Below are 20045 nucleotides of genomic sequence, written 5' to 3' on the forward strand. Positions count from 1 at the left end.
TGGGGATCAGGCCGTCGGGTCCGGGGTGAGCTGGACCAGCATCTTGCCGAAGTTGTCTCCGCGCAGCATCTCGGCGAAGGCCGCGGGGAGGGCCTCGAATCCCTGGCGGATATCCTCGCGGTATTTGAGGCGGCCCGCGGCGACCAGCGGCGCCACATAAGCCAGCATTTCGTCGTGGTGGTCCCGGGCGAAGTCGCCGACAAACAGGGTCTTTACGGCCACGTCCCGCGCCTCGAAGATCGGTCGTCCGAGCTCCATGAGCGCTGCGCGGGCGTCGCGGCCCTCGGCGTCGCCATAGTGGGCGATCAGGCCGCAGATGGTCATGCGGGCGCCCGGGTTGAACAAAGGCAGCACCGCCTCGAACACCGGCCCACCCACATTCTCGAAATAGACGTCCACGCCTCCGGGGCAGGCGGCGCGGAGTTCGTCGGGCAAGCGCGGCGACAGATGCGAGACACAGGCGTCGAAACCGAGCTCCTCGGTCACGAACCGGCATTTGGCCCTTCGGCCCGTGATCCCGACGACGCGCGCGCCTTTCAGCTTGGCGAGCTGGCCCGCGATCTGGCCGACCCCGCCGGACGCAGCGGAGACCACCACGGTCTCGCCGGCCTGTGGCGCGGCCATGAGGTTCATTCCGGCATAGGCGGTCAGGCCCAGCATTCCGAGGACGCCGACCGCCAGCGAGATGCGCCCGATGCTAGGGTCCAGCTTGCGGGGAACCATGTAGTCCGGCCGCCAGATTCCCTCGCCCATCAGGCCGTACTCGGCCCAGCCGTTGGTGTTGAAGACGAGGTCGCCGGCTTCGAAGCCCGGCATGCGGCTCTCGACCACCTGCGAGACCGTGCGGGCATGGCAGGGCGCGCCGTTCGGCTCGACCCGCCGCCGCTTGTAGCCCCACTGGTATGGGTCGAGGGAGACATAGATCGTCCGGGTCAGGGCCTGTCCCTGCTCGGGGCTCGAAACGGCGCCCTCGCGCATCACGAAGGTGTCCGGTTGCGGCCAGTTCGGCACGGGCCCTTCGGCCAAGGTCCAGTATCGGTTCACGCCGGTTTCGCTCCCTGCGCCCGGGCGACGCGGTCGCGCGCCAGCATAGGCAAAAGTCCCGGAGAATGCGCGCCCGAACGCGACGGGCCAACCGATGGGGCGTCCGCACTAGACAAGGTCAGCTCCAAATCTGTCCGAAGTGGACAGAACCTGTTGCGCCGCTGTCTCATTGGTCCCATTCTGTCCAGCGAACCTAGGGGTCGAGCCAGAAACAGATGCGGCCAACCATAAAGCACGTCTCGAAGATCGCGGGCGTGTCGACAAAGACCGTTTCGCGGGTCCTGAACGGCGAGCGATATGTCTCGGAGGAGACCCGGGATCGCGTGCAGCAGGCCATAGCCCACCTCAAGTTCGTGCCCAGCATGGCCGCGCGCTCCCTGGCCGGCAAGCGCAGCCATCAGGTCGCGCTGCTCTACGACAACCACAGCCCGCACTACATTCACCAGATCCAGACCGGGGTCTGGACGCGCTGCATGGAGGAGGGGGTGCGGCTGCTGGCCCAGCCCAGCGACGTGGCCTCGCCCATGCTGGCGCAGCACGTGGGCGAACTGATCGACCAGACCCGGGTCGACGGCGTGATCCTGTCCTCCCCCGTCACGGACGCCATCGCAGTGCTGGATGAGTTGGAGGCGCGCGGCGTGCCCTATGTGCGCATCTCGCCGGGGACGGAGCACAGCCGCAGTTCGTCCGTGGCCATGGACGACGTTCAGGCGGCGGACGACATGACCACCCACCTGATCAATCTGGGCCATCGCCGGATCGGCTTCATCGTCGGCCACGTCAATCATACGGCCAGCGATCAGCGTCTGTTCGGATACAGGCGGGCCCTGGATCGCGCCGGCATCCCCTTCGAGCCGCGCTATGTGCGGCAGGGAGATTTCGATTTCGCTTCGGGCGAGGCGGCGGGGGACGTGTTGCTGGACCTGGCCAACCCGCCTACGGCGATCTTCGCCAGCAACGATGACATGGCGGCCGGGGTGCTGACCGTCGCGCATCGGCGTGGGCTCTCGGTGCCCGGGGACCTGTCGGTGGCCGGTTTCGACGACACGGCCCTGGCCAGCCAGCTGTGGCCGCCGCTCACGACCGTCCGCCAGCCCACCCGGGACCTGGCCTACGCTGCGACCGGCCTTCTGTTCAGCGGGGAAACCGTGCACCGGCGGCTGCCGCACGAACTGGTGGTGCGCGGCTCGACGGCGCCGCCTTCGATCCAGTCCTGAGCTCGGCGCAACCCGGCCATTGCGCAACGCCGTGATCGGCGCCTAGTATGACAACGATGACATACCTTCCGATCCCCCCTGCGACGCGCCCCCTCTATGTCGGCGGCCCCGAGGTTTCCTCGCTGGCCTGGGGCATGTGGCGCTTTTCCGGCGTCGACGCCGGGGCGGCCGAGGGTCGAATCCGGGCCGCGCTCGATTCGGGCGTGACCCTGTTCGACACCGCCGACATCTATGGCGCCGACAGCGCTGGAGGGTTCGGTTCGGCCGAGATGTTGCTGGGCGAGGTGCTGGCGCAGGCGCCGGATCTTCGCGGCCGCATGGTGCTGGCCACCAAGGGCGGGATCGTCGTCGGCGCTCCCTACAATTCCGGCGAGGCCTATCTGGCCTCGGCGATCGACGCCTCCCTGCGACGACTTCGGGTCGAGCGCGTCGAGCTGTGGCAGATCCACCGGCCGGATTTCCTGACTCATCCCGCCGAGGTCGCCCGTGCGCTCGAGGATGCGCTGAAGGCCGGTAAGATCGGCGCGGTCGGGGTCTCCAACTATCTGCCTTCGCAGGTTGAGGCCCTGCAGGCGCACCTTTCGGCGCCGATCGTCAGTATCCAGCCGGAATTTTCGCCCCTGGCGATCGCGCCGCTGTCGGATGGCGTCCTCGACCAGGCGATGGCCAAGGACATGGCCGTTCTGGCCTGGTCGCCGCTGGGCGGCGGCCGGCTGGGCGATCCCAGGGACGAGCGGAGCCGAGCGGTGGCGGCGGCCCTCGACGCCCAGGCCGAGGCTTATGGCGTCTCGCGCGCGGCTGCGGCCTACAGCTGGATCATGGCCCATCCGGCGCGCCCGATCCCGATCGTCGGAACCCAGACACTGTCGCGAATCCAAGAAATTCCAGATGCCTACAAGCCGCGCTGGACCCGCGCCGATTGGTACAAGGTCCTGACGGCCGCCCGGAGCGAGCCCCTGCCATGAACAGATCCCCCTGCGAAATCAGCTGGTTCTCCGCCCTCTGCGATGACGACTACGAGTTCCTCGGCGCGCCCGATCCGCGGCTGAAGTCCAGCTGGGAGCATTGCCGAGACATCGTCCTGCAGGCCGAGAGCGGCGGCTTCGACAATATTCTCCTGCCGTCCGGCTACGCCCTGGGCGTGGACACCACCGCGTTCGCTGCCGGGATCGCGCCGCTGCTCAAGCGGATGAGGATGCTCATGGCGGTGCGTATCGGCGAACTGTGGCCGCCGCAGCTCGCGCGCCAGATCGCGACCATAGATCGTATGTCGGCAGGGCGCCTGGACATCAACATCATCTCCTCCGACCTGCCGGGCGAGACCTTGGCTTCGGCGCCGCGGTATCGGCGCACGGTCGAGGCCATGGCGATCCTGCGGACCCTGCTGAACGGCGAGCCCCTGGACCATGACGGCGAGTTCTGGAAGCTGAAGCTGGACCCGCCGCGCATCACCACGGTCTCGGGCAAGGCCCCGCTATTCTATTTCGGCGGCCTGTCGGAGGACGCGCGCGATGCGGCGGCGGCCGGTTGCGACGTCTACCTGATGTGGCCGGACCGCCAGGAAGCCATCGCCGAGATCATCGCCGACATGAAGGCGAGGGCGGCGCGCCATGGCCGCACGCTGCGCTTCGGCTATCGCGCCCATATGATCGTGCGGGAGACCGAGGCCGAGTCGCGCGCAGCGGCCGATCGCCTGCTGTCCAAGCTGGATGCGGCGACCGGGGCGGCGATCCGCGCCAAGTCGCTGGATTCCGCATCGGCCGGCGTTCAGGCCCAGGCGAGCCTGCGAGAGAGCGCGGGCGACGACGGCTATGCCGAGCCAGGCCTGTGGACCGGCGTGGGCCGGGCCAGGTCCGGTTGCGGCGCGGCCATCGTCGGCGATCCGGACCAGGTGCTGGCCAAGCTGAATTCCTATCGCGATATGGGAATAGACGCCTTCATCCTGTCCGGTTATCCGCACGCGGCCGAGGCGGACCTGTTCGCGCGCCACGTTTTGCCGCGGATCGACCATGGCCCTTTGGTCTCGCCGGTTCGGGTCCCGGCGATGACGTAGTTCGTTCGTTTGAACAGTAGCATAGTGCGCCGGCCCGGTCCTGGTCGGCGCAGACGGACACGGGCTGACCGCCGGGGCCTGATCTGCCGGCGACTGGCCCGCATGTAAATTTGCTAAGCCACGGGCTCAGAATATCTACCTTGCCCGTAGGGTTTAGCGGTGTGAGTGACACAAAAGCACGGCGCGGATTGCACGCGCCTTTAATCGGGGAGGTCGCCATGCGGCGGGTTGTGACATCGGTGTCAGGTCGAGCGGGTTGTCCGTTGGCGTATCAGGGTTCCAGGACTCAGGTCCGGCGGGCCGGAAGGGCTGCGTGGCTGGCCGGGGCCGCGGCCTTCACCCTGGCCGACGCCGCTTCGGCCCAGCAGGCCAGCAGCGCGCCGCAGCAGCAAGTCGAGGAAGTGGTGGTCACGGCCCGCCACCGCGAGGAGCGGCTGCAGAACGTGCCGATCTCGGTCGCTGTGGTGAACGGGGCCGCCGCCGCGGCCAAGAACCTCAACGACATCGCCGACATCAGCCAGCAGGTGCCGTCGGTCGACTTCCGCACCGGGGCCTCGAACAAGGACCGCACCGTCTTCATCCGCGGCACGGGCACGATTTCGACCTCGCCGGGCGTGGAGCCGTCCGTTTCGACCGTGGTCGACGGCGTGGTCATGGCCCGGCCGGGTCAGGCGACCGTGGACCTCCTGGACCTCGACCACATCGAGGTTCTGCTTGGGCCGCAGGGCACCCTGTTCGGCAAGAACGCCTCGGCCGGCGTGGTCAACATCGTCACGCGCAACCCGAGTTCTTCGCCGTCCGGCTATCTGGACGCGGCCTACTATGAGGGTGATGAGTACCGCATCAGCGCGGCGGCCAGCGGACCGATCACCAGCGACGTGCGAGCCCTGCTGTCGGTGTTCACTGGCTACTATGCGGGCAACGTCAAGAACCTCTATTCGAACCAGGACGTTAACGGCTACCGGCACGACGGCGCGCGCCTGAAGGCGATCGCCACGCCGCTGCCGAACCTGACCCTGACCTTCGGCGCCGACTACACGCATTCGGTGGATTCGGTGCCCACCGGCGTGATCGCCTCGACCGGCCAGGTGGCCTACTGCCCGGCCTATCTGGTGGCGCCGCCTGCGGCCAATTCGTGCCATCCGAACGTGTTCACCAACAATGCGCACATGGCGGCGCTCCTGGCCTCGCAGGGCATCGCCGGCGGGCCTGACAACCGCACGGTCAGCACCAACACCAACAGCAACGTCCGCGACGACAACGGCGGGGTTTCGCTGCAGGCGGACTACGACCTGCCCGGCGGCTATCGCCTGACCTCGATCACCGCCTGGCGCGACTGGCGCAACACTCAGCGCCAGGACTACGACCAGATGTCCGACAGCCTGGCCTTCACCTTCCCGGCGGTGGTCGACATCGGCCATGTCGCCTTCACCCAGACGTCCGAGGAACTGCGCATCGCCTCTCCCAAGGGCCAGTTCGTCGACTACGTCGCCGGCCTGTTCTATCTGGGCGCCTCCGACCACGAGATCTACGAGCGGGACGTGACCCACGGGACCGCCGCCGCACCCGTGTTCGACTTCGGCGTCAACCACTACGGCTCGTCTGACGACAACTATGCGGTGTTCGGCGAGGCGAACGTCAATTTCACCAAGAATTTCCGTCTGATCGCTGGCTATCGTGAGATCTGGGATTCGCTCAGCTACTACACCGGCCGGGTGTCCACCGCGGCCACGACCGGCGTGGCGGCCAGCTTCGCCGACCGCGGGCATGAAACCAAGGACGGCTGGGCCGGCCGCGTGGGCCTGCAATATGACGTCAGTTCCGACGTCCACGCCTACGCCACGATCTCGCGCGGCTACAAGGGGCCAGCCTACAACGTCTTCTTCAACATGGGCGTCAACAACACGCCGCCGCTGAAACCGGAGACCTCGAATTCCTATGAAGTCGGGGTCAAGTCGCAGCTGCTCGACCGTCGGGTCCAGGCGAACCTCTCAGCCTTCCTGACCGATTTCGACAACTATCAGGCCAATTCGACTCAGGTGATCAACGGCGCCCTGGTGACCAATCTGGTCAACGCCGGTTCGGTGACCACCCGTGGCTTCGAGGCCGACATCGTGGCCAAGCCGGCCCAGGGCCTGACCTACTATTTCGACGGCGCCTATGACGACGCCCATGTGGTCAACTTCCCCTGTCCCACCGGGGCGGCGGTTACCTGCCATATCAACGGCGAGCCCTTGCCGTTCGCGCCGCGCTGGAAGCTTCATGTCGAGCAGGATTACCGCCGGCAGATCGCCGACCAGCTCAGCCTGGATGTCGACACCGACTACAACTGGCAGGCCAAGACCCAGTATCAGCTCAGCCAGACGCCGGACACGATCCAGCCGGCCTATGGGATCTGGAACGCCTCGGTGGGCCTGATCGGGACCAGCTATGGCGGCTGGTCGGCGCGGGTGCTGGTCAAGAACATCCTCGATCAGCACTATTCGTCCTACCTGTCGCATGGCGACCTGGCCGGGGTGATGCGCTGGGTTCCGCGCGACGATCATCGCTACTTCGGCATCGACCTGCACAAGGACTTCTAGGTCGAGCCGTGGAACAGGCGCGCCGGGCCGACCGTCCGGCGCGCCCCAACTACCAGTTTTCGAGCTGCTGCGACGCGGCGGCCAGGGTGACGTTCAGCCATGCAGCTCATCGATCAGGCCGACGGTTTCGATCTCGCACTGGACGGCCGCATCGTCGCCCGCCACCGGGCGGCCGCGCCGATGATCTTCGTCGGCCAGGGCGAGCCCTCGGTGCAGATGAACAAGGGCCACTTCAAGATCGACGACTATGTCGTGGCCCGGGTCCCGCTGGCCCATGCCAGGATCGTGCGGAGGGACGGTGAGGTGCGGCTAGCGTTCAGCGCCGGGCCGTCCGACGCATCATCCCTCACGCTTGTCGTCACGGGCGGGGAAAACGACGCCGCGATCCGTTTCGAAGGCGCCGATGCTTCCATAAACCGCCTCTGGCTGCGCATCGCAGCCGAGCAAGAGGAGCGCGTCTGGGGGGGCGGCGAGCAGCTTTCCTATTTCGACATGCGTGGCCGGCGGTTCCCGATGTGGACCTCCGAGCCCGGCAATGGCCGCGACAAGTCCACCCTGATGACCTTCAAGGCCGACCGGACCGGCTCCGGCGGCGACTACTACAACACCAACTATCCCCAGCCGACCTGGCTGTCCTCGCGGCGCTACGCCCTGCATGTCGAGACCACCGCCTACTCGGCCTTCGATTTCAGGCATGGCGACTTTCATGAGATCGAGGTGTGGGCCGTGCCAGAGCGGATCGAGCTATGGGCCCGCGATCATTTCATCGACCTGGTCCGCGCCCTGTCCGACCGCTTCGGCCGCCAGCCGCCCTTGCCGGATTGGGTGCTGCAGGGCGCCATCGTCGGGCTCAAGGACGGGGAGCGCAGCTTCGAGCGGCTGGAGGCGTTCCGTGCAGCCGGCGCGGCGATTTCCGGGATCTGGTGCGAGGACTGGGTCGGCCTGCGCATCACCACCTTCGGCCGGCGCCTCTATTGGGACTGGAAGTGGGATCCCAAGCGCTATCCCGGCCTCGATCGCAAAATCCCCGAACTGGCTGGGGAAGGGGTCCGGTTCCTGGGCTATGTGAACCCCTATCTCTGCGTCGATGGCGAGCTCTATCCGCACGCCGCCGCCGAGGGCTATCTCGCGCTGCGACCCGACGCCGACGAGCCCTACATCGTCGATTTCGGCGAGTTCGACTGCGGCATCGTCGACTTCACCAATCCCAAGGCGGCGGCCTGGTTCGAGGACGTGGTGATCGGCCGGAACATGCTCGACTTCGGCCTTTCGGGCTGGATGGCCGACTTCGGCGAATACCTGCCTCACGACGTGCGCCTGGCCAGCGGCCTCGACGGCATGCTCGCCCACAACGCGTGGCCGACCCTGTGGGGCCAGGTCAACGCCCGCGCCGTGGCCAGCCGCGGCAAGACCGGCGAGGCCCTGTTCTTCATGCGCGCCGGGTTCACCGGGGTGCAGGCCCATTGTCCGCTGCTCTGGGCCGGAGACCAGTCGGTGGATTTCACCCGCCATGACGGCCTGCCCAGCGTGATCTGCGCAGCCCTGTCGTCGGGCCTGGTGGGCAACGCCTTCCACCACAGCGACATTGGCGGCTACACCAGCCTTTATGGCAATGTGCGGACGGCCGAACTGATGCAGCGCTGGAGCGAGATGGCCGCCTTCACCCCGGTGATGCGCTCGCACGAGGGCAATCGGCCGGACCAGAACCTGCAGCTGGACCAGGACCCGGACGTGCTGGCCCATTTCGCCCGCATGACCCGCATCTACCGCCATCTGGCGCCCTATCTGGCCGAGCTGTCCCAGGAGGCGGCCACAACCGGCGTTCCCGTCCAGCGACCGCTGTTCCTGCATTTCGAGGGCGATCCGCGTGCGTTCGAGTGCCAGGTCAGCTACCTCTACGGCCCCGACCTTCTGGTCGCGCCGGTGCTGGAGGCGGGCGCCGAGCGCTGGAGCGCCTATCTGCCGGCGGGCGCTGAGTGGCGCCACCTCTGGAGCGGCGAGACCTTCGCCGGCGGGGCCGAGGTGAGCGTGGCGGCGCCGATCGGCCAGCCGCCGGTGTTCTACCGCGCCGACGCCGCCCGGGCCGACCTGTTCGCCGCCCTGGCCACGCTCTGACGCGGCATGTGGACCGCCCGATCCCGACTGATTCTGGCGCTGCTGATCCTCGGCGGGGTGCTGAACTATGCCGACCGGCAGATCATCGCCGTGCTCAAGCCCATGCTGCAGGAGGAACTGCACTGGAGCGACACGGACTACGGCCGGCTGACCTCGGTGTTCCAGTTCGCCTCGGCCGTGGCCTTCCTGGGCTCGGGCTGGTTGATCGACCGCATCGGTTGGCGCAGGGCCAACCCCCTGGCGGTGGGCGCCTGGAGCCTCGCGGCCATGGCTCACGCCGCGGCGCGCACGGTCGGCCAGTTCACCTTGGCCCGCTTCGCCCTGGGCGCCACGGAGGCGCTGGGCACGCCGACCGCGATCAAGACCATCGCCGCGGTGTTCCGCGCCGAGGAGCGCTCGCTGGCGCTGGGGATCATGAACGCCGCCAACACCCTTGGCGCCGTGGTGACGCCGCTGTTGATCCCCCTCCTGGCCTTGCGGGTCGGCTGGGCAAGGTCGTTCCTGCTCACGGGCGGTCTGGGCCTGGCCTGGGTGGCGCTATGGCTGGTTTTTTCGCCCGGCCGGGAAGATGAAGAGGCCGAGGCTGCGGCTGCGGCGAAGGCGCCGATCGAAAAGGCCGGTTGGTGGACGGTGCTTCAGGATCGGCGCACCTGGGCGATCGCCGGGGCCAAGGCGCTTTCGGACCAGGTCTGGTGGCTCTTGCTGTTCTGGACCCCGGACCTGTTCCACCGGGTGTTTCACCTCAGCATCAAGGCGTTCGGGCTACCCCTGGCGGTTATCTACGCCTGCGCCGCCATCGGCGCCCTGGGCGGCGGCTGGGTCACGACAAGGCTGTTGGAAACCGGGTTCGGCCTCGATCGCACGCGCAAGCTGATGCTGCTGGTTGCGGCCCTGCTGGCGACGCCGGTCTGCCTGGCGCCCTATGTGGGCAGCTATTGGATCGCGACCGCGATCCTGGGCCTGACCCTGGCGGCGCATCAGGTGTTTTCGCTGAACATCTTTGCGCTGGCGACCGACATCTCGCCGGCGCCGCGCGTGGCCACGGTGGTCAGCATCGGCGCCCTGGCCGGCAACCTCGCCGGCATGGTGATCCTCCAGGCCGCCGGATGGGTGCTGGGGGCCGGCTATGGCTACCTGCCGCTCCTGGGCCTGGCCTCGGTCTCCTACCTCCTGGGGCTCGGCTGGGTGCGGCTACTGCTGCCGCGGATCGCCAGCGCACAGGCGGGCGAGCCGGCGTCAGCGTCGGACGAGTTTGGAAAGGCCATCGCGTGACATCCAGAACAGCTTCAGCGCCGCTGATCGTCGGCATCGGCGGCACCACGCGCCCGGGCTCCACCAGCGAGCGGACCCTGGTCAAGGCGCTGGCCGCGGCGGAGGCGCTGGGCGCTCGCACGCGCCTGTTCGGCGGCGCGATTCTGACCCGGATCCCGATCTACGACCCGACCACGGCCGACCGCTCGCCGGAGCTGCAGGACCTGCTGGATGGCGTGAGACAGGCGGACGGGGTGATCATCGCCACGCCCGGCTATCACGGCTCGGTCTCCGGCGTGGTCAAGAACGCCCTGGACGCGCTGGAGGGGGTGCGCGGAGACGCGCGGCCCTATTTGGATGGCCGGGCGGTCGGCTGCATCGTCACCGCCGACGGCTGGCAGGCTGGCGGAACAGCCCTGGCGTCGCTGCGCACCATCGTCCATGCCCTACGCGGATGGCCGACGCCGTTGGGGGTCACCTTCAACCCCTCGGCCAGTCCGCTGTTCGACGCGGCCGGCGAACTCTGCAATGTCCGCGACGGCGAAATGCTGGCCATGCTGGCCGGCCAGGTGGTCGGCTTCGCCCGCATGAAGCAGGCGTTGGCGGAGCCCGCCTGAGCCTCACATCTGTGTCAACCGATCGGTCTGTCCGAGGCAGTCCGCCGCCGCCTTCAGCGCGGTTTCGCGGAAAATTTCGGCCACAGCGGGGGGCGGGCCTATGTCCGGCTCCAAGATGGCGAAATCGACCGACAGGTCCGGCTCGAGCCGGCGCACGGCGACGCCGAGGCGAGCGAACAGCGGCGCGCTGAACGGCTCGACAATGGCGATCCCCAGGCCGGATTCCACGAACGCGTAGGCGGTGAAGGACTGCTGGGTCTCCAGCCGGCGCGCCACCTCGACGCCTTCCGCCGCCAGGGCCTGGTCGATGCCGAACCACAGCGCGTCGGCCTCGTGCATCGGCCCGATGAACGGCTCGCCGGCAAGGTCGCTCAGCCGCACGGTTTCCCGCGACGCCAAGGCGTGGCCGGCGGGCAGGGCGCAGACATAACGGGCGCGGCCTAGAGGACTGGAGCGCACGCCCTCGCGCACCGGCCCGGCTACGCCAAGGCCGATGTCCGCCTGGGCCAGGAAGACCCGGTCCTCGACCGCGCGCTGGCCGAGCGACTCCACCGTGACCTTGATCTCCGGATAGGCGGCCTGAAGAGCCTTGACCGCCGGCGCCACGACCGCCGCCGCCAGGGCCGAGAGCGCGGCGATGCGAAGCGAGCCGATCGGATGGGCGCGGATGCGGCGGGCGGCCTGGTCCAGCAGGTCCAGGCCGGTGAAGCTTCGGCGCACGGCCTCATTGAGAGCCTGCGCCTGATCCGTCGGAACCATCCGACCGCCGCGCCGCTCGAACAGGGTGAAGCCGACGCTGGCCTCCAGGTCGGCGATCAGCCGGCTGACCGAAGGCTGGCTGATGCGCAGCAGGGCGGCGGCCGCAGTGACCCCGCCGCTCTGCATGACCGCGCGAAACGCCTCGACCTGCCGGAACCGCATAGGCCCATAGTATTGGCAAATACCATAGCTAAGCAATTCGATTGGATGCGATGGTTCGAACGTGGTTCCTGGCGATGCGCCGGCGAGGTTGACCGGGCCGGGAGGTATGCGATGAGCCGTTTCGAAGCCCAGAAAGAACAGTTCGCCAACCAGGGCTACGCCGTATTCGAAGGCGTCCTCGACGGCGAGGCCCTGGCGCTGCTGCGCGGCCAGTGCGACGCCTTCGTCGCGCGGGAGGATGCGCGCATGGACGCCCTGGGCGTCGACACTATCGGCATCACCCACAGGGGCCGCCGCTATTTCGCCAACGAGTGCCAGCGCGCCCAACCGGCCCTGCGGTCCATGCTGTTCAGCCAGACCATGGCCGAAGTCTGCCGCGCCACCCTGGGCGAGGACGCCTACTTCTTTTTCGACCAGTTCGTCGTCAAAGGGCCGGATCGCGGCATGCCGTTCGGCTGGCACCAGGATTCGGGTTACGTGGTGGGCAATGGCGGCCCGACCGACCACCCGCCCTATCTGACCTGCTGGTGCCCCCTGGACGACGCCACGGCCGAGAACGGCACGGTGCGGGTGCTGCCGTTCAGCCAGGCGCCGGCCTCGCGCGAGGGTATCCTGCCGCACGAACGCCAGCCGGGCTCCAACGACCTGATCGGCTGGAAGAGCGACGAGGGCGCGGTCACCGTGGAGGCCAAGGCCGGCAGCATCGTCGCCTTCTCCAGCCTCTTGCTGCACGCCACCGGCGCCAACCAGACCGACCGTATGCGCCGGGTCTATCTGGCGCAGTACACGGCCGAGCCGATGCTGGAGAAGGACAAGCGCCAACTGCGACGCAACGCCATCGCCCTGGTCCGCGGCGGCAAGCAGGTGACGTTCGCCTGATCCCTCAGGCGGCCAGCGCCTTCGCCTGGCTCTTCAGGAGGTCGATGAAGGCCTTGACCGCCAAGGGCTGGGTGCGGCGGCGAAGGACATGCACCCCGTCATTGGTGCGCGAGGTGGGCGGCAAAGGCCGCCAGACCAGTTCGCCCGAGGCGCAGGCGGTCCGGGCCAGGGACAGGGGCGCGGCGGTGATGCAGAACCCGCCGCGCACGACATCGAGGCAGGCGTCCGTGGAATCCAGCTGGAAGTCGGGAAAGGTTCCGGCGGCCAGCCGCCTGCGCAGCGCCGGCGCGAACCGTTCGCGGCTGGCCGGGGAGGGCGCCGGCAAAACCCAGGGATAGAGGGTGGTGTCCGGGCGCGCCTCGCCCGCCGCCGGATGGTCGGCGCGGAAGATCAGCACAAGGGGCTCGGAGGGCAGGCCGGAGACGGTGATGTCCTCGGCGAAGGCGCTGTCGTCGAATTTGCTCATGTCGCAGACCACGAGGTCGAGTTCACGGTCCAGCAGACCCTGCAGCAGCACATCCGACCGCCCGCCCGCCACGGTTACGCGAACCCCGGGATAGAGGCCGGCGAAGGCGGCCACGGCGCCGGTCACCAGGGGCTGCATCGGATAGGCGCCCGAGCCGGCCCGCACCACCCCCGACACCGGCTCGCGCAGGCGCCGCGCCTCCTCGTCCAGCGCCGCGCAGGCGGTGATCACGTCCAGGGCCTGGCGGATCAACCGCTCGCCGCTGTCGGTCGGGATCACGAAATGGGTGCTGCGGTCGAACAGCGCCGCACCGAGTTCAGCCTCCAGCTTCTGCAGGCTGCGGCTGAGGGCGGATTGGGTGACGCCGACCTCGTCCGCTGCGCGGGCGAAGCTGCGCAGGCGGTAGAGGGCCTCGAAATGTCTCAGGCGGCGCAGGTCCATCGGTCAGCAGCTCATTCTCAAAACTCAATACCAAACCGATCTTGATGCGCATAGTGTCGCCACAACGGAGACGCCAATGTCCGACGCCCTCGACCTGCGCGCCCGCGCGCGCCTGTTCCGCGATCTGGAGAGCCGCGTCTTCGACCTGGTTGTGATCGGCGGCGGGGTCACCGGAGCCGGCGTGGCGCGGGACGCGGCGTTGAGAGACCTGTCGGTCGCCCTTTTGGAGGCGCGCGACTTCGCCAGCGGGACCAGCAGCCGTAGCTCCAAGATGATCCATGGCGGCCTGCGCTACCTGGCCCAGGGCGACACCGCCCTGGTCAAGGAAGCCGCTTCGGAGCGGCAGGTCCTGCGCCGCATCGCGCCGCACCTGACCCGCATCAGCCCCTTCATCGTCCCGGCCCCGACCCTGGCCTCGGTGGCCAAGCTGCGGGCTGGCCTTTGGATGTTCGAGAAGCTCGGCGGCGCACCGGCTGAGGAGCGGCACCAGATCTGGGACCGGCGCGAACTGGCCGAGCGCGAACCCTTGCTGAGGGCCGATGATTTCCACGCGGCGGCGGTCTATCCCGAGTTTCTGACCGACGATTCCCGCCTGACCGTGGCCAATGTCCGCGCTGCGGCGGGAGCGGGCGCCGTGGTCCTGAGCTATGCGCCGGTCGTGGCGCTGTCCGGCGACCCGGCGGAGGCGGCGATCTGCCGCTCGAGCCTGCCGGGCGAAACCCTGCAGGCGCGCGTGCGGGGCAGGGTGATCGTCAACGCCGCCGGACCCTGGGTCGATGGCGTGCGCCGGATGGAGGAAGCGGGCGCCGACCAGCGCCTGACCCTGACCAAGGGCGTGCATGTGGTCGTGCCGCGCTCGCGCATACCGATCAACCACACCGTGATCCTGCGCGGGGCCGACAAGCGGGGCCTGTTCGCCGTGCCGCGGGGCGATCGAACCTACATCGGCACCACCGACACCTTCTACGCCGACCCCGATGAATGGCCGCGGATCACCCGCGAGGACATCGCCTATCTGTTCCAGGCCGCCGAGCGGGGGCTGAAGATCGCGCCGCTGTCCTTTGACGATATCAGTTCCGTCTGGTCGGGGGTGCGGCCGCTGATCGGCCAGGCCGGCAAGGCGCCCAGCGAGATCTCCCGCCGCGACGAAGTCTGGACTGGCCCGAGCGGCGTGGTGACCATCGCCGGCGGCAAGCTCAGCGCCTATCGCGCCATGGCCGAGCGCATCGTCGACCTGGTCCAGGAGCGGCTGGGGCGCAAGGCGAGCAAGGCCGCAACGGCGGAAACGCCTTTGCCCGGCGGCGACGGCGATCACCGCGCACTGATGGCCGATCCGGCCCTGATCGCCTGTTCGGAGGTCGCCACGCGCCTGGTTGAACTTTACGGTTCGGAGGCTCCGACCGTCGCCCGGGACGGCGGCGATGTTGCGGCCGAAGCCCGCCATGCGGTGCTTTGCGAAGGCGCGTTACGGCTGGAGGACTACTGGGTGCGCCGTTCCATGCGCGCCTGGTTCGGCGCCGACGCTGGGCTCTCGGCCCTGGCCCCCGCCGCCGATGCGATGGCGGGGCTGCTCGACTGGGACGCCGCCCGGACCCGGGCCGAGATCGATGCCTGCCGGCGCATCCATCACGAAAGCCTGGCGGCGCTGGCCGCCTGAGGAAGGACCTTCAAAGCATGACCAAATCCATCGCCGCCGTGCTGTCGGGCGCCATCGGCGCCGACCGCGTGTCCAGCGCCGCCGAGGACCTGAATGCGCGCCGGTTCGACCAGTGGGCCTTGAGCCACCTGAAGGACTGGAGCGGCCAGGCCATGGCGGCGCCCGCCTGCGTGGTTCGGCCGCGCTCGACCGCAGAGGTGCAGGCGATCATGGTCGCCGCCAGCAAGGCCGGCGCTCCTGTCATGCCTTTCGGCCTGGGCAGCGGGGTTTGCGGCGGGATCCTGCCGACGCCGGAGACGGTGCTGCTGGACCTTTCGGGCTTCAACGCCGTGCGCTCGATCGACGAGACCAACCTCCTGGCCAGCTTCGACGCCGGCAAGAACGGCCTGGAAGCCGAGGACGCAGTCGCCGAGCGCGGCCTGACCATTGGCCACTGGCCGCAGTCGGTGGCCATCAGCAGTGTCGGCGGCTGGGTCTCGACCCGCGCCTCCGGCCAGTTCTCCACGGCTTACGGCAATATCGAGGACATCATCTATTCCATCGAGGCGGTGCTGCCCGACGGGACCCTGGTCAATCTGGGCAAGGCGCCGCGGGCCGCGGCCGGTCCGGACCTCAGGCACCTTTTGATGGGCGCCGAGGGGACCATGGGCGTGATCACCGGCGTGACCCTGGCCCTGCGTCGCAAGCCTGAGCGCCAGGCCTTCAGCGCCTACTACGCCAAGGACATGGAGGCCGGTTTCGAGGCCCAGCGCCGCATCATCCAGGCCGACTGGCGCCCGCCCGTGGCGCGCCAATATGACGCCCGCGAGGTGCGCCGCATGTTCCGCGACCATGAGCGGGACGACCAGTGCCTGATCCTGTTCGTCCACGAAGGGCCGGCCAAGCGGGTCGAACTGGAGTTGGCCGAAGTCGAGGCCATCGCCCGAGAGGCCGGCCTGACCCCGGCCGATCCTGCCGCCACCGCCGGTTGGATGCAGCGGCGCAACCACGTGCCGTCTTGGCGCGAGCTGTTCGAGCGTGGCTATGTCGCCGACACCATCGAGGTCTCGGCCGGCTGGAGCGCGATCGGCAAGGTCTATGCGGACGTCGTCGCCGCGCTGTCGGCGGTTCCGAACGTGATCAATGCTTCGGCGCACAGCTCCCACGCCTACCGAACCGGGCTGAACCTCTATTTCAGCTTCGCCGCCGCCCACGCCGACCCGGCCGAACGCGAGCGGGCCTATCTGGAGTGCTGGCGGCGAGCGATGGAGGCGACGGCGCGGCACGGGGGCGGCATCGCCCACCACCACGGCGCTGGGCGTTTGCGCAAGCCCTATCTGGAGTATGATCTCGGCCCCGGCGGCGTTTCACTGCTGCGCCGGATCAAGCAGGCGATCGATCCGCAAGGCATCATGAACCCCGGCAACCTGATCCCCGATGCCTGAACTGCTCCTCGCCCTGGATGTCGGCACCACCAGCGCCCGGGTGCTGCTGATCGATGCGTCCGGCGCGGTGAAGGCTCAGGCGCGAGGGCCCGTCGAAACCGCCTATCCGGCGCCGGGCCTGGCCGAGCAGGACGCCGAGGCGGTGTGGCGCCTGGCGCGGGATCTGATCGAGCGGGTGCTCCCTGGGGCGAATATAGCGGCGAGCGATCTCGCGGCGGTCGGGGTTACGACCCAGAGGGCGAGCTTGGTGGTCTGGGACCGCAGGACCGGCGCACCCGCCGGGCCGATGGTGCTGTGGAACGACCTGCGCGGCGTGGAGCGCAGCCGGGCTCTGGCCGCGGCCGGCTTCCCGTCCTGGCCCCAGACGCCGGCCTGCAAGCTGGATCCCGATCTGCTGCGGTCGGGCGGCGGGAGCCTCGTCTGGGGCGGTCTGGAAAGCTATCTGGTGTTCCGGCTGAGTGGCGGCGCCGCCCACCTGACCGACCTGTCGAACGCCTGGCTCAGCGGCTATCTGGATCACGGCGCCAAGGCCTGGAACCCGCGGATTCTGGAGCACCAGGGGCTAGACCCCGCGATATTCCCGACGATTGTGGATTCATTCGGGATGCTCGCCAGCACCGCCACCTCGGTGCTCGGGGCGAGCGTCCCCATCGCGGCGATTCTGGGCGATCAGCAGGCCGGTCTTTTCGGGCACGGTTCGATCGAGGCGGGCGGCTGGAAGGCGAGTTTCGGCACCTCCGGCACGGTGATCGCCAGCACTGGCCCCGGCCCCGAGTGGCCCCATCGAACCATGCCCCCGGAAGTGTTGGCCATGGGCGGCGGGCGCACGCTCTATTGCGTGGAAGGCATGGTCATCACCGCTGGCGCGGCGATCGACTGGCTGTGCCGTGGTCTCGGCCTGTTCGACGACGCCCAGGCTGTGTACGCCGCGGCGCGGTCGGTCCACTCCAGCGGCGGGGTAACGTTCAGGCCTTCCCTGCAAGGGCTGGGCGCCCCGCATGCACGTTTCGAGGCGAGGGGACTGCTGTCCGGCTTTTCCCTGGCCACCAGGAAGGAGCATCTCGCGCGCGCGGTGCTCGAGGGCCTGGCCTTCCGTGTTCGAGAGATCGTGGCGGCGATGGGGTCCATGGTCGGCGACGAGGCCCCGCTTCGGATCGATGGCGGCATGACCGCCGATCCGGTCTTCCCCCAGATCCTGGCCGATTGCCTGGGCCGTCCGGTGATGCGGCACGCGATCCGGGAAGCGACGGCCTTCGGCGCCGCGCTGGCCGCCGGGCTCGGGGTCGGCCAGATCCGTGAGGCCGAGCTGGCCAGCCGGGCGAGCCACGATGAGACATTCCAGCCCAGGCTCGACGTTCAGCAGGCGGCTTCGTCGTTCGACGACTGGGTCGCGGCGACCATGATCCAGGCGCGGGATCAATAGCCCATAGCAGAGACGCGAATGCCCAGTGGCGGCGCAGGGCTCTGTCGCCCTGCCGGAGGCGGATGCCTGCGGCGGCATGGGCTATGGCGCGGTGTTCGTCGAGGTCGGCGTCGATCCCGACCCACGCCGGCATCCCGGCCTTCGACATCATCGTGGTCGAGGAGGACGACCCCTATCTCCCGGGCGGGGTGAAGGGCATCGGCATGCTGGGGTCGGCGGGTGTGCAGGCCGCTATCGCCAACGCCATCCATCATGCGATCGGCAAGCGAATCCGGCGCCTGCCCATTCGGATCGAGGACATATTGGGCGTTGGCGAGTCTGGCTCTGCCTGACCGCTACAGGCGCCGCCTCACCAGACGTTGCGAACCATGTCGACAATATAGCCGGTGTCGGCGTCGATCAGGGCGATGTCGTCATCGACCCAGACCCATATGCAACCCGGCGGCGGCGCGGGCAGGCCGTAGCGCCAATAGTCGCGCACGACATAACGCCAGAACCACGACGGCAGGAAGCCGCCGGGCGCCCAATAGCCGTGCTGGTATTCGGGCGGGACCGAGACGTAGCCCATTTCCGGGATGAACAGGAAGCCGATCCGCGGGCCGATGAACAGGCGGAAGCCACGATCGCGGCGCCACCAGTTCGGCTTGCGCCGCCAGATGCCGTTATTGTCCCAGCCACGATGCTCATCGCGCCATTGGCGGCCGGCGTGGTCCGCGTCCGGCCCGCGCAAGTCGCGCCGCCAGTCGCCGAGCTGTGGCCACCCCCTGGGTTCCCGCCGGGACTGCGTGGCTGGCGGGTTGGGATGCGTCCTCGCGCGCTCGCCCCTCTCTCGCCCTTCATGGGCCTGAGGCGGGGTGCGCGCCTGGCCGCCTGGCGGCGCGGCGAACGGCTGCTGGACGGCCTGGCCCGGCGGGCGTCGGTGCTCGCCTCGGCCGGCTTCGCCAAGGCCGCCGCGCTGGATGGCGCTGGCTGCCGGTGGGGTCGGCGCCGTGGGGTGTATCCTTTGGTCCCGCGTGTCAGGCCCGGTCGGCCCCGTGGGGCGTCCCTGTCGGGCGTCACCCTGTCTTCGCACCTCCGCCGGCGGCCGAACCTGCTCCTGCTGGGGGGCGTGATCGCGCTGCGGCCGCGCCGCTCTCTGTTCGGGCTGTGGTCGCTCTGGCGCCGAGTTGATCGGCGCCGCGCCCGACGGCGGTTGGGCGAAGCCCTGGGCGGGCGCGGCCAGGATCAGCACTGCGGTCGCAAGAAGCCAGCTGCGTAGTTTCATTGGACCAGTTCCTCAATGGGGGCCGTGGTCGGGCCGCCGCGATTCGTGGCGGTACCAGTAGCGGTGGTAGGGATAGGGCCTGTAGACCCAGCGCTCGTCGGCCCAGATCCAGGGCCGGTAGTCAGGCGGTGCGACATAGACGAAGCCGCTTCGGAAGCGGGGAGGGCTGAACGGCGGCGCGCCCGACCTGACGACGTAGCCGGGCGGGCAGCCTGGGCTGGTCTGGCTGGCGCCGATCGCGCTGCCGGCGATCGCGCCGAGGATACCGCCGACGACCGCGCCGCCGCCACGGTCGTGCCGACCAGCGGCCGCGGAGCCGACGAGGGCGCCGAACACGCCGCCGATCGCGGCGCCCGCCACGCGATTCTGGTCGCGCTCATCGACGCAGGCCCGCGCCGCCCAATGCTGAACCGCCGCGGCGTAGCGACGATCCTCTTCGCGTGCGCCGGGCGAGAAATCCTCGCCGCGATGCTCGGGATGATAGTCCATCGGCGGTGAGATGTCAGCGCTGCCGTAAGGATATCCGGGGGCGTAGCCCGGCGGCTGCGGGCCAGGCGGCTGATAGGGCGCCGCCGCCGGAGGGCCGGGCGGCTGGGCTTGAACCGCGCCCGGCGCCTGCGCGACCACCAGGGAAGCCAGCGCCAGGGCGAGCGCGCCGCCTGAAGACTTCGCCATTTCTGTTCTCCTGCTC

Annotated in this window: 18 protein-coding genes; 13 read left to right on the plus strand and 5 right to left on the minus strand. The window is 69.0% G+C overall.

The genetic code is table 11. The features are described 5' to 3' along the window. Positions 1–6 precede the first annotated feature (6 nt). Positions 7–1044: an NADP-dependent oxidoreductase gene (locus KCG34_RS02120; protein ID WP_211938756.1), complete on the minus strand. Its 1038-nt coding sequence runs from the start codon at positions 1042–1044 to the stop codon at positions 7–9. A 254-nt stretch (positions 1045–1298) separates the two neighbouring features. On the opposite strand from KCG34_RS02120, the gene KCG34_RS02125 reads away from it, so the two are divergent. The 7 genes from KCG34_RS02125 to KCG34_RS02150 all read left to right on the plus strand — a co-directional run bounded on the left by KCG34_RS02125 (position 1299) and on the right by KCG34_RS02150 (position 10879). After that, positions 1299–2261 carry a LacI family DNA-binding transcriptional regulator gene (locus KCG34_RS02125; protein ID WP_249138181.1) on the plus strand — a complete coding sequence of 321 codons (963 nt, stop codon included), beginning with the start codon at positions 1299–1301 and terminating at the stop codon, positions 2259–2261. 56 nt (positions 2262–2317) lie between these two features. Next, positions 2318–3226, plus strand: coding sequence for an aldo/keto reductase (locus KCG34_RS02130; protein ID WP_211938758.1), 909 nt, complete (start codon positions 2318–2320; stop codon positions 3224–3226). Further along, positions 3223–4314, plus strand: coding sequence for an LLM class flavin-dependent oxidoreductase (locus KCG34_RS02135; protein WP_211938759.1), 1092 nt, complete (start codon positions 3223–3225; stop codon positions 4312–4314). Before KCG34_RS02130 ends, KCG34_RS02135 begins: the two co-directional genes overlap by 4 nt. Before the next feature lie 263 nt (positions 4315–4577). Then, positions 4578–6896, plus strand: coding sequence for a TonB-dependent receptor (locus tag KCG34_RS02140; RefSeq protein WP_211938760.1), 2319 nt, complete (start codon positions 4578–4580; stop codon positions 6894–6896). A 99-nt stretch (positions 6897–6995) separates the two neighbouring features. Next, positions 6996–9011, plus strand: coding sequence for an alpha-glucosidase (locus tag KCG34_RS02145; RefSeq protein ID WP_211938761.1), 2016 nt, complete (start codon positions 6996–6998; stop codon positions 9009–9011). A gap of 6 nt (positions 9012–9017) precedes the next feature. After that, complete coding sequence (locus KCG34_RS25760; protein ID WP_249138182.1) at positions 9018–10283, plus strand: MFS transporter; 1266 nt, start codon at positions 9018–9020, stop codon at positions 10281–10283. Next, positions 10280–10879: an NADPH-dependent FMN reductase gene (locus tag KCG34_RS02150; protein WP_249138183.1), complete on the plus strand. Its 600-nt coding sequence runs from the start codon at positions 10280–10282 to the stop codon at positions 10877–10879. Before KCG34_RS25760 ends, KCG34_RS02150 begins: the two co-directional genes overlap by 4 nt. Positions 10880–10882: 3 nt before the next feature. Here the strand turns inward: KCG34_RS02150 and KCG34_RS02155 are convergent, their stop codons facing one another. After that, positions 10883–11800, minus strand: coding sequence for a LysR substrate-binding domain-containing protein (locus tag KCG34_RS02155; protein WP_211938763.1), 918 nt, complete (start codon positions 11798–11800; stop codon positions 10883–10885). Positions 11801–11911: 111 nt separating this feature from the next. On the opposite strand from KCG34_RS02155, the gene KCG34_RS02160 reads away from it, so the two are divergent. Next, the gene (locus tag KCG34_RS02160) at positions 11912–12679 is read left to right on the plus strand and encodes a phytanoyl-CoA dioxygenase family protein (RefSeq protein ID WP_211938764.1); all 768 of its coding nucleotides are present in this window, start codon (positions 11912–11914) and stop codon (positions 12677–12679) included. A 4-nt stretch (positions 12680–12683) separates the two neighbouring features. On the opposite strand, the gene KCG34_RS02165 is transcribed toward KCG34_RS02160, so the two are convergent. Beyond that, the gene (locus KCG34_RS02165; RefSeq protein ID WP_211938765.1) at positions 12684–13586 is read right to left on the minus strand and encodes a LysR family transcriptional regulator; all 903 of its coding nucleotides are present in this window, start codon (positions 13584–13586) and stop codon (positions 12684–12686) included. A 76-nt stretch (positions 13587–13662) separates the two neighbouring features. On the opposite strand from KCG34_RS02165, the gene KCG34_RS02170 reads away from it, so the two are divergent. From KCG34_RS02170 to KCG34_RS02185, 4 genes are all read left to right on the plus strand, one after another. Beyond that, positions 13663–15243, plus strand: coding sequence for a glycerol-3-phosphate dehydrogenase/oxidase (locus KCG34_RS02170; protein ID WP_211938766.1), 1581 nt, complete (start codon positions 13663–13665; stop codon positions 15241–15243). A 17-nt stretch (positions 15244–15260) separates the two neighbouring features. Continuing rightward, positions 15261–16667 (plus strand): FAD-binding oxidoreductase, encoded by a 1407-nt coding sequence (locus tag KCG34_RS02175; protein ID WP_211938767.1) that lies wholly within the window; start codon positions 15261–15263, stop codon positions 16665–16667. Next, positions 16660–18090 (plus strand): FGGY family carbohydrate kinase, encoded by a 1431-nt coding sequence (locus KCG34_RS02180; RefSeq protein ID WP_211938768.1) that lies wholly within the window; start codon positions 16660–16662, stop codon positions 18088–18090. The genes KCG34_RS02175 and KCG34_RS02180 overlap by 8 nt, the downstream gene beginning before the upstream one ends. An 83-nt stretch (positions 18091–18173) precedes the next feature. After that, positions 18174–18422 (plus strand): hypothetical protein, encoded by a 249-nt coding sequence (locus KCG34_RS02185; protein WP_211938769.1) that lies wholly within the window; start codon positions 18174–18176, stop codon positions 18420–18422. A gap of 17 nt (positions 18423–18439) precedes the next feature. On the opposite strand, the gene KCG34_RS25765 is transcribed toward KCG34_RS02185, so the two are convergent. Beyond that, complete coding sequence (locus KCG34_RS25765; RefSeq protein WP_249138184.1) at positions 18440–18820, minus strand: RcnB family protein; 381 nt, start codon at positions 18818–18820, stop codon at positions 18440–18442. 72 nt (positions 18821–18892) lie between these two features. Here KCG34_RS25765 and KCG34_RS02195 point away from each other — a divergent pair, with 72 nt between their 5' ends. Next, the gene (locus KCG34_RS02195; RefSeq protein ID WP_211938770.1) at positions 18893–19348 is read left to right on the plus strand and encodes a hypothetical protein; all 456 of its coding nucleotides are present in this window, start codon (positions 18893–18895) and stop codon (positions 19346–19348) included. Between the two features lie 18 nt (positions 19349–19366). Here the strand turns inward: KCG34_RS02195 and KCG34_RS02200 are convergent, their stop codons facing one another. Next, positions 19367–20029 (minus strand): YMGG-like glycine zipper-containing protein, encoded by a 663-nt coding sequence (locus KCG34_RS02200; protein WP_211938771.1) that lies wholly within the window; start codon positions 20027–20029, stop codon positions 19367–19369. Positions 20030–20045: the final 16 nt, after the last annotated feature.

It is taken from the genome of Phenylobacterium montanum (assembly GCF_018135625.1).
In the GTDB taxonomy this organism is placed as follows: domain Bacteria; phylum Pseudomonadota; class Alphaproteobacteria; order Caulobacterales; family Caulobacteraceae; genus Poindextera; species Poindextera montana.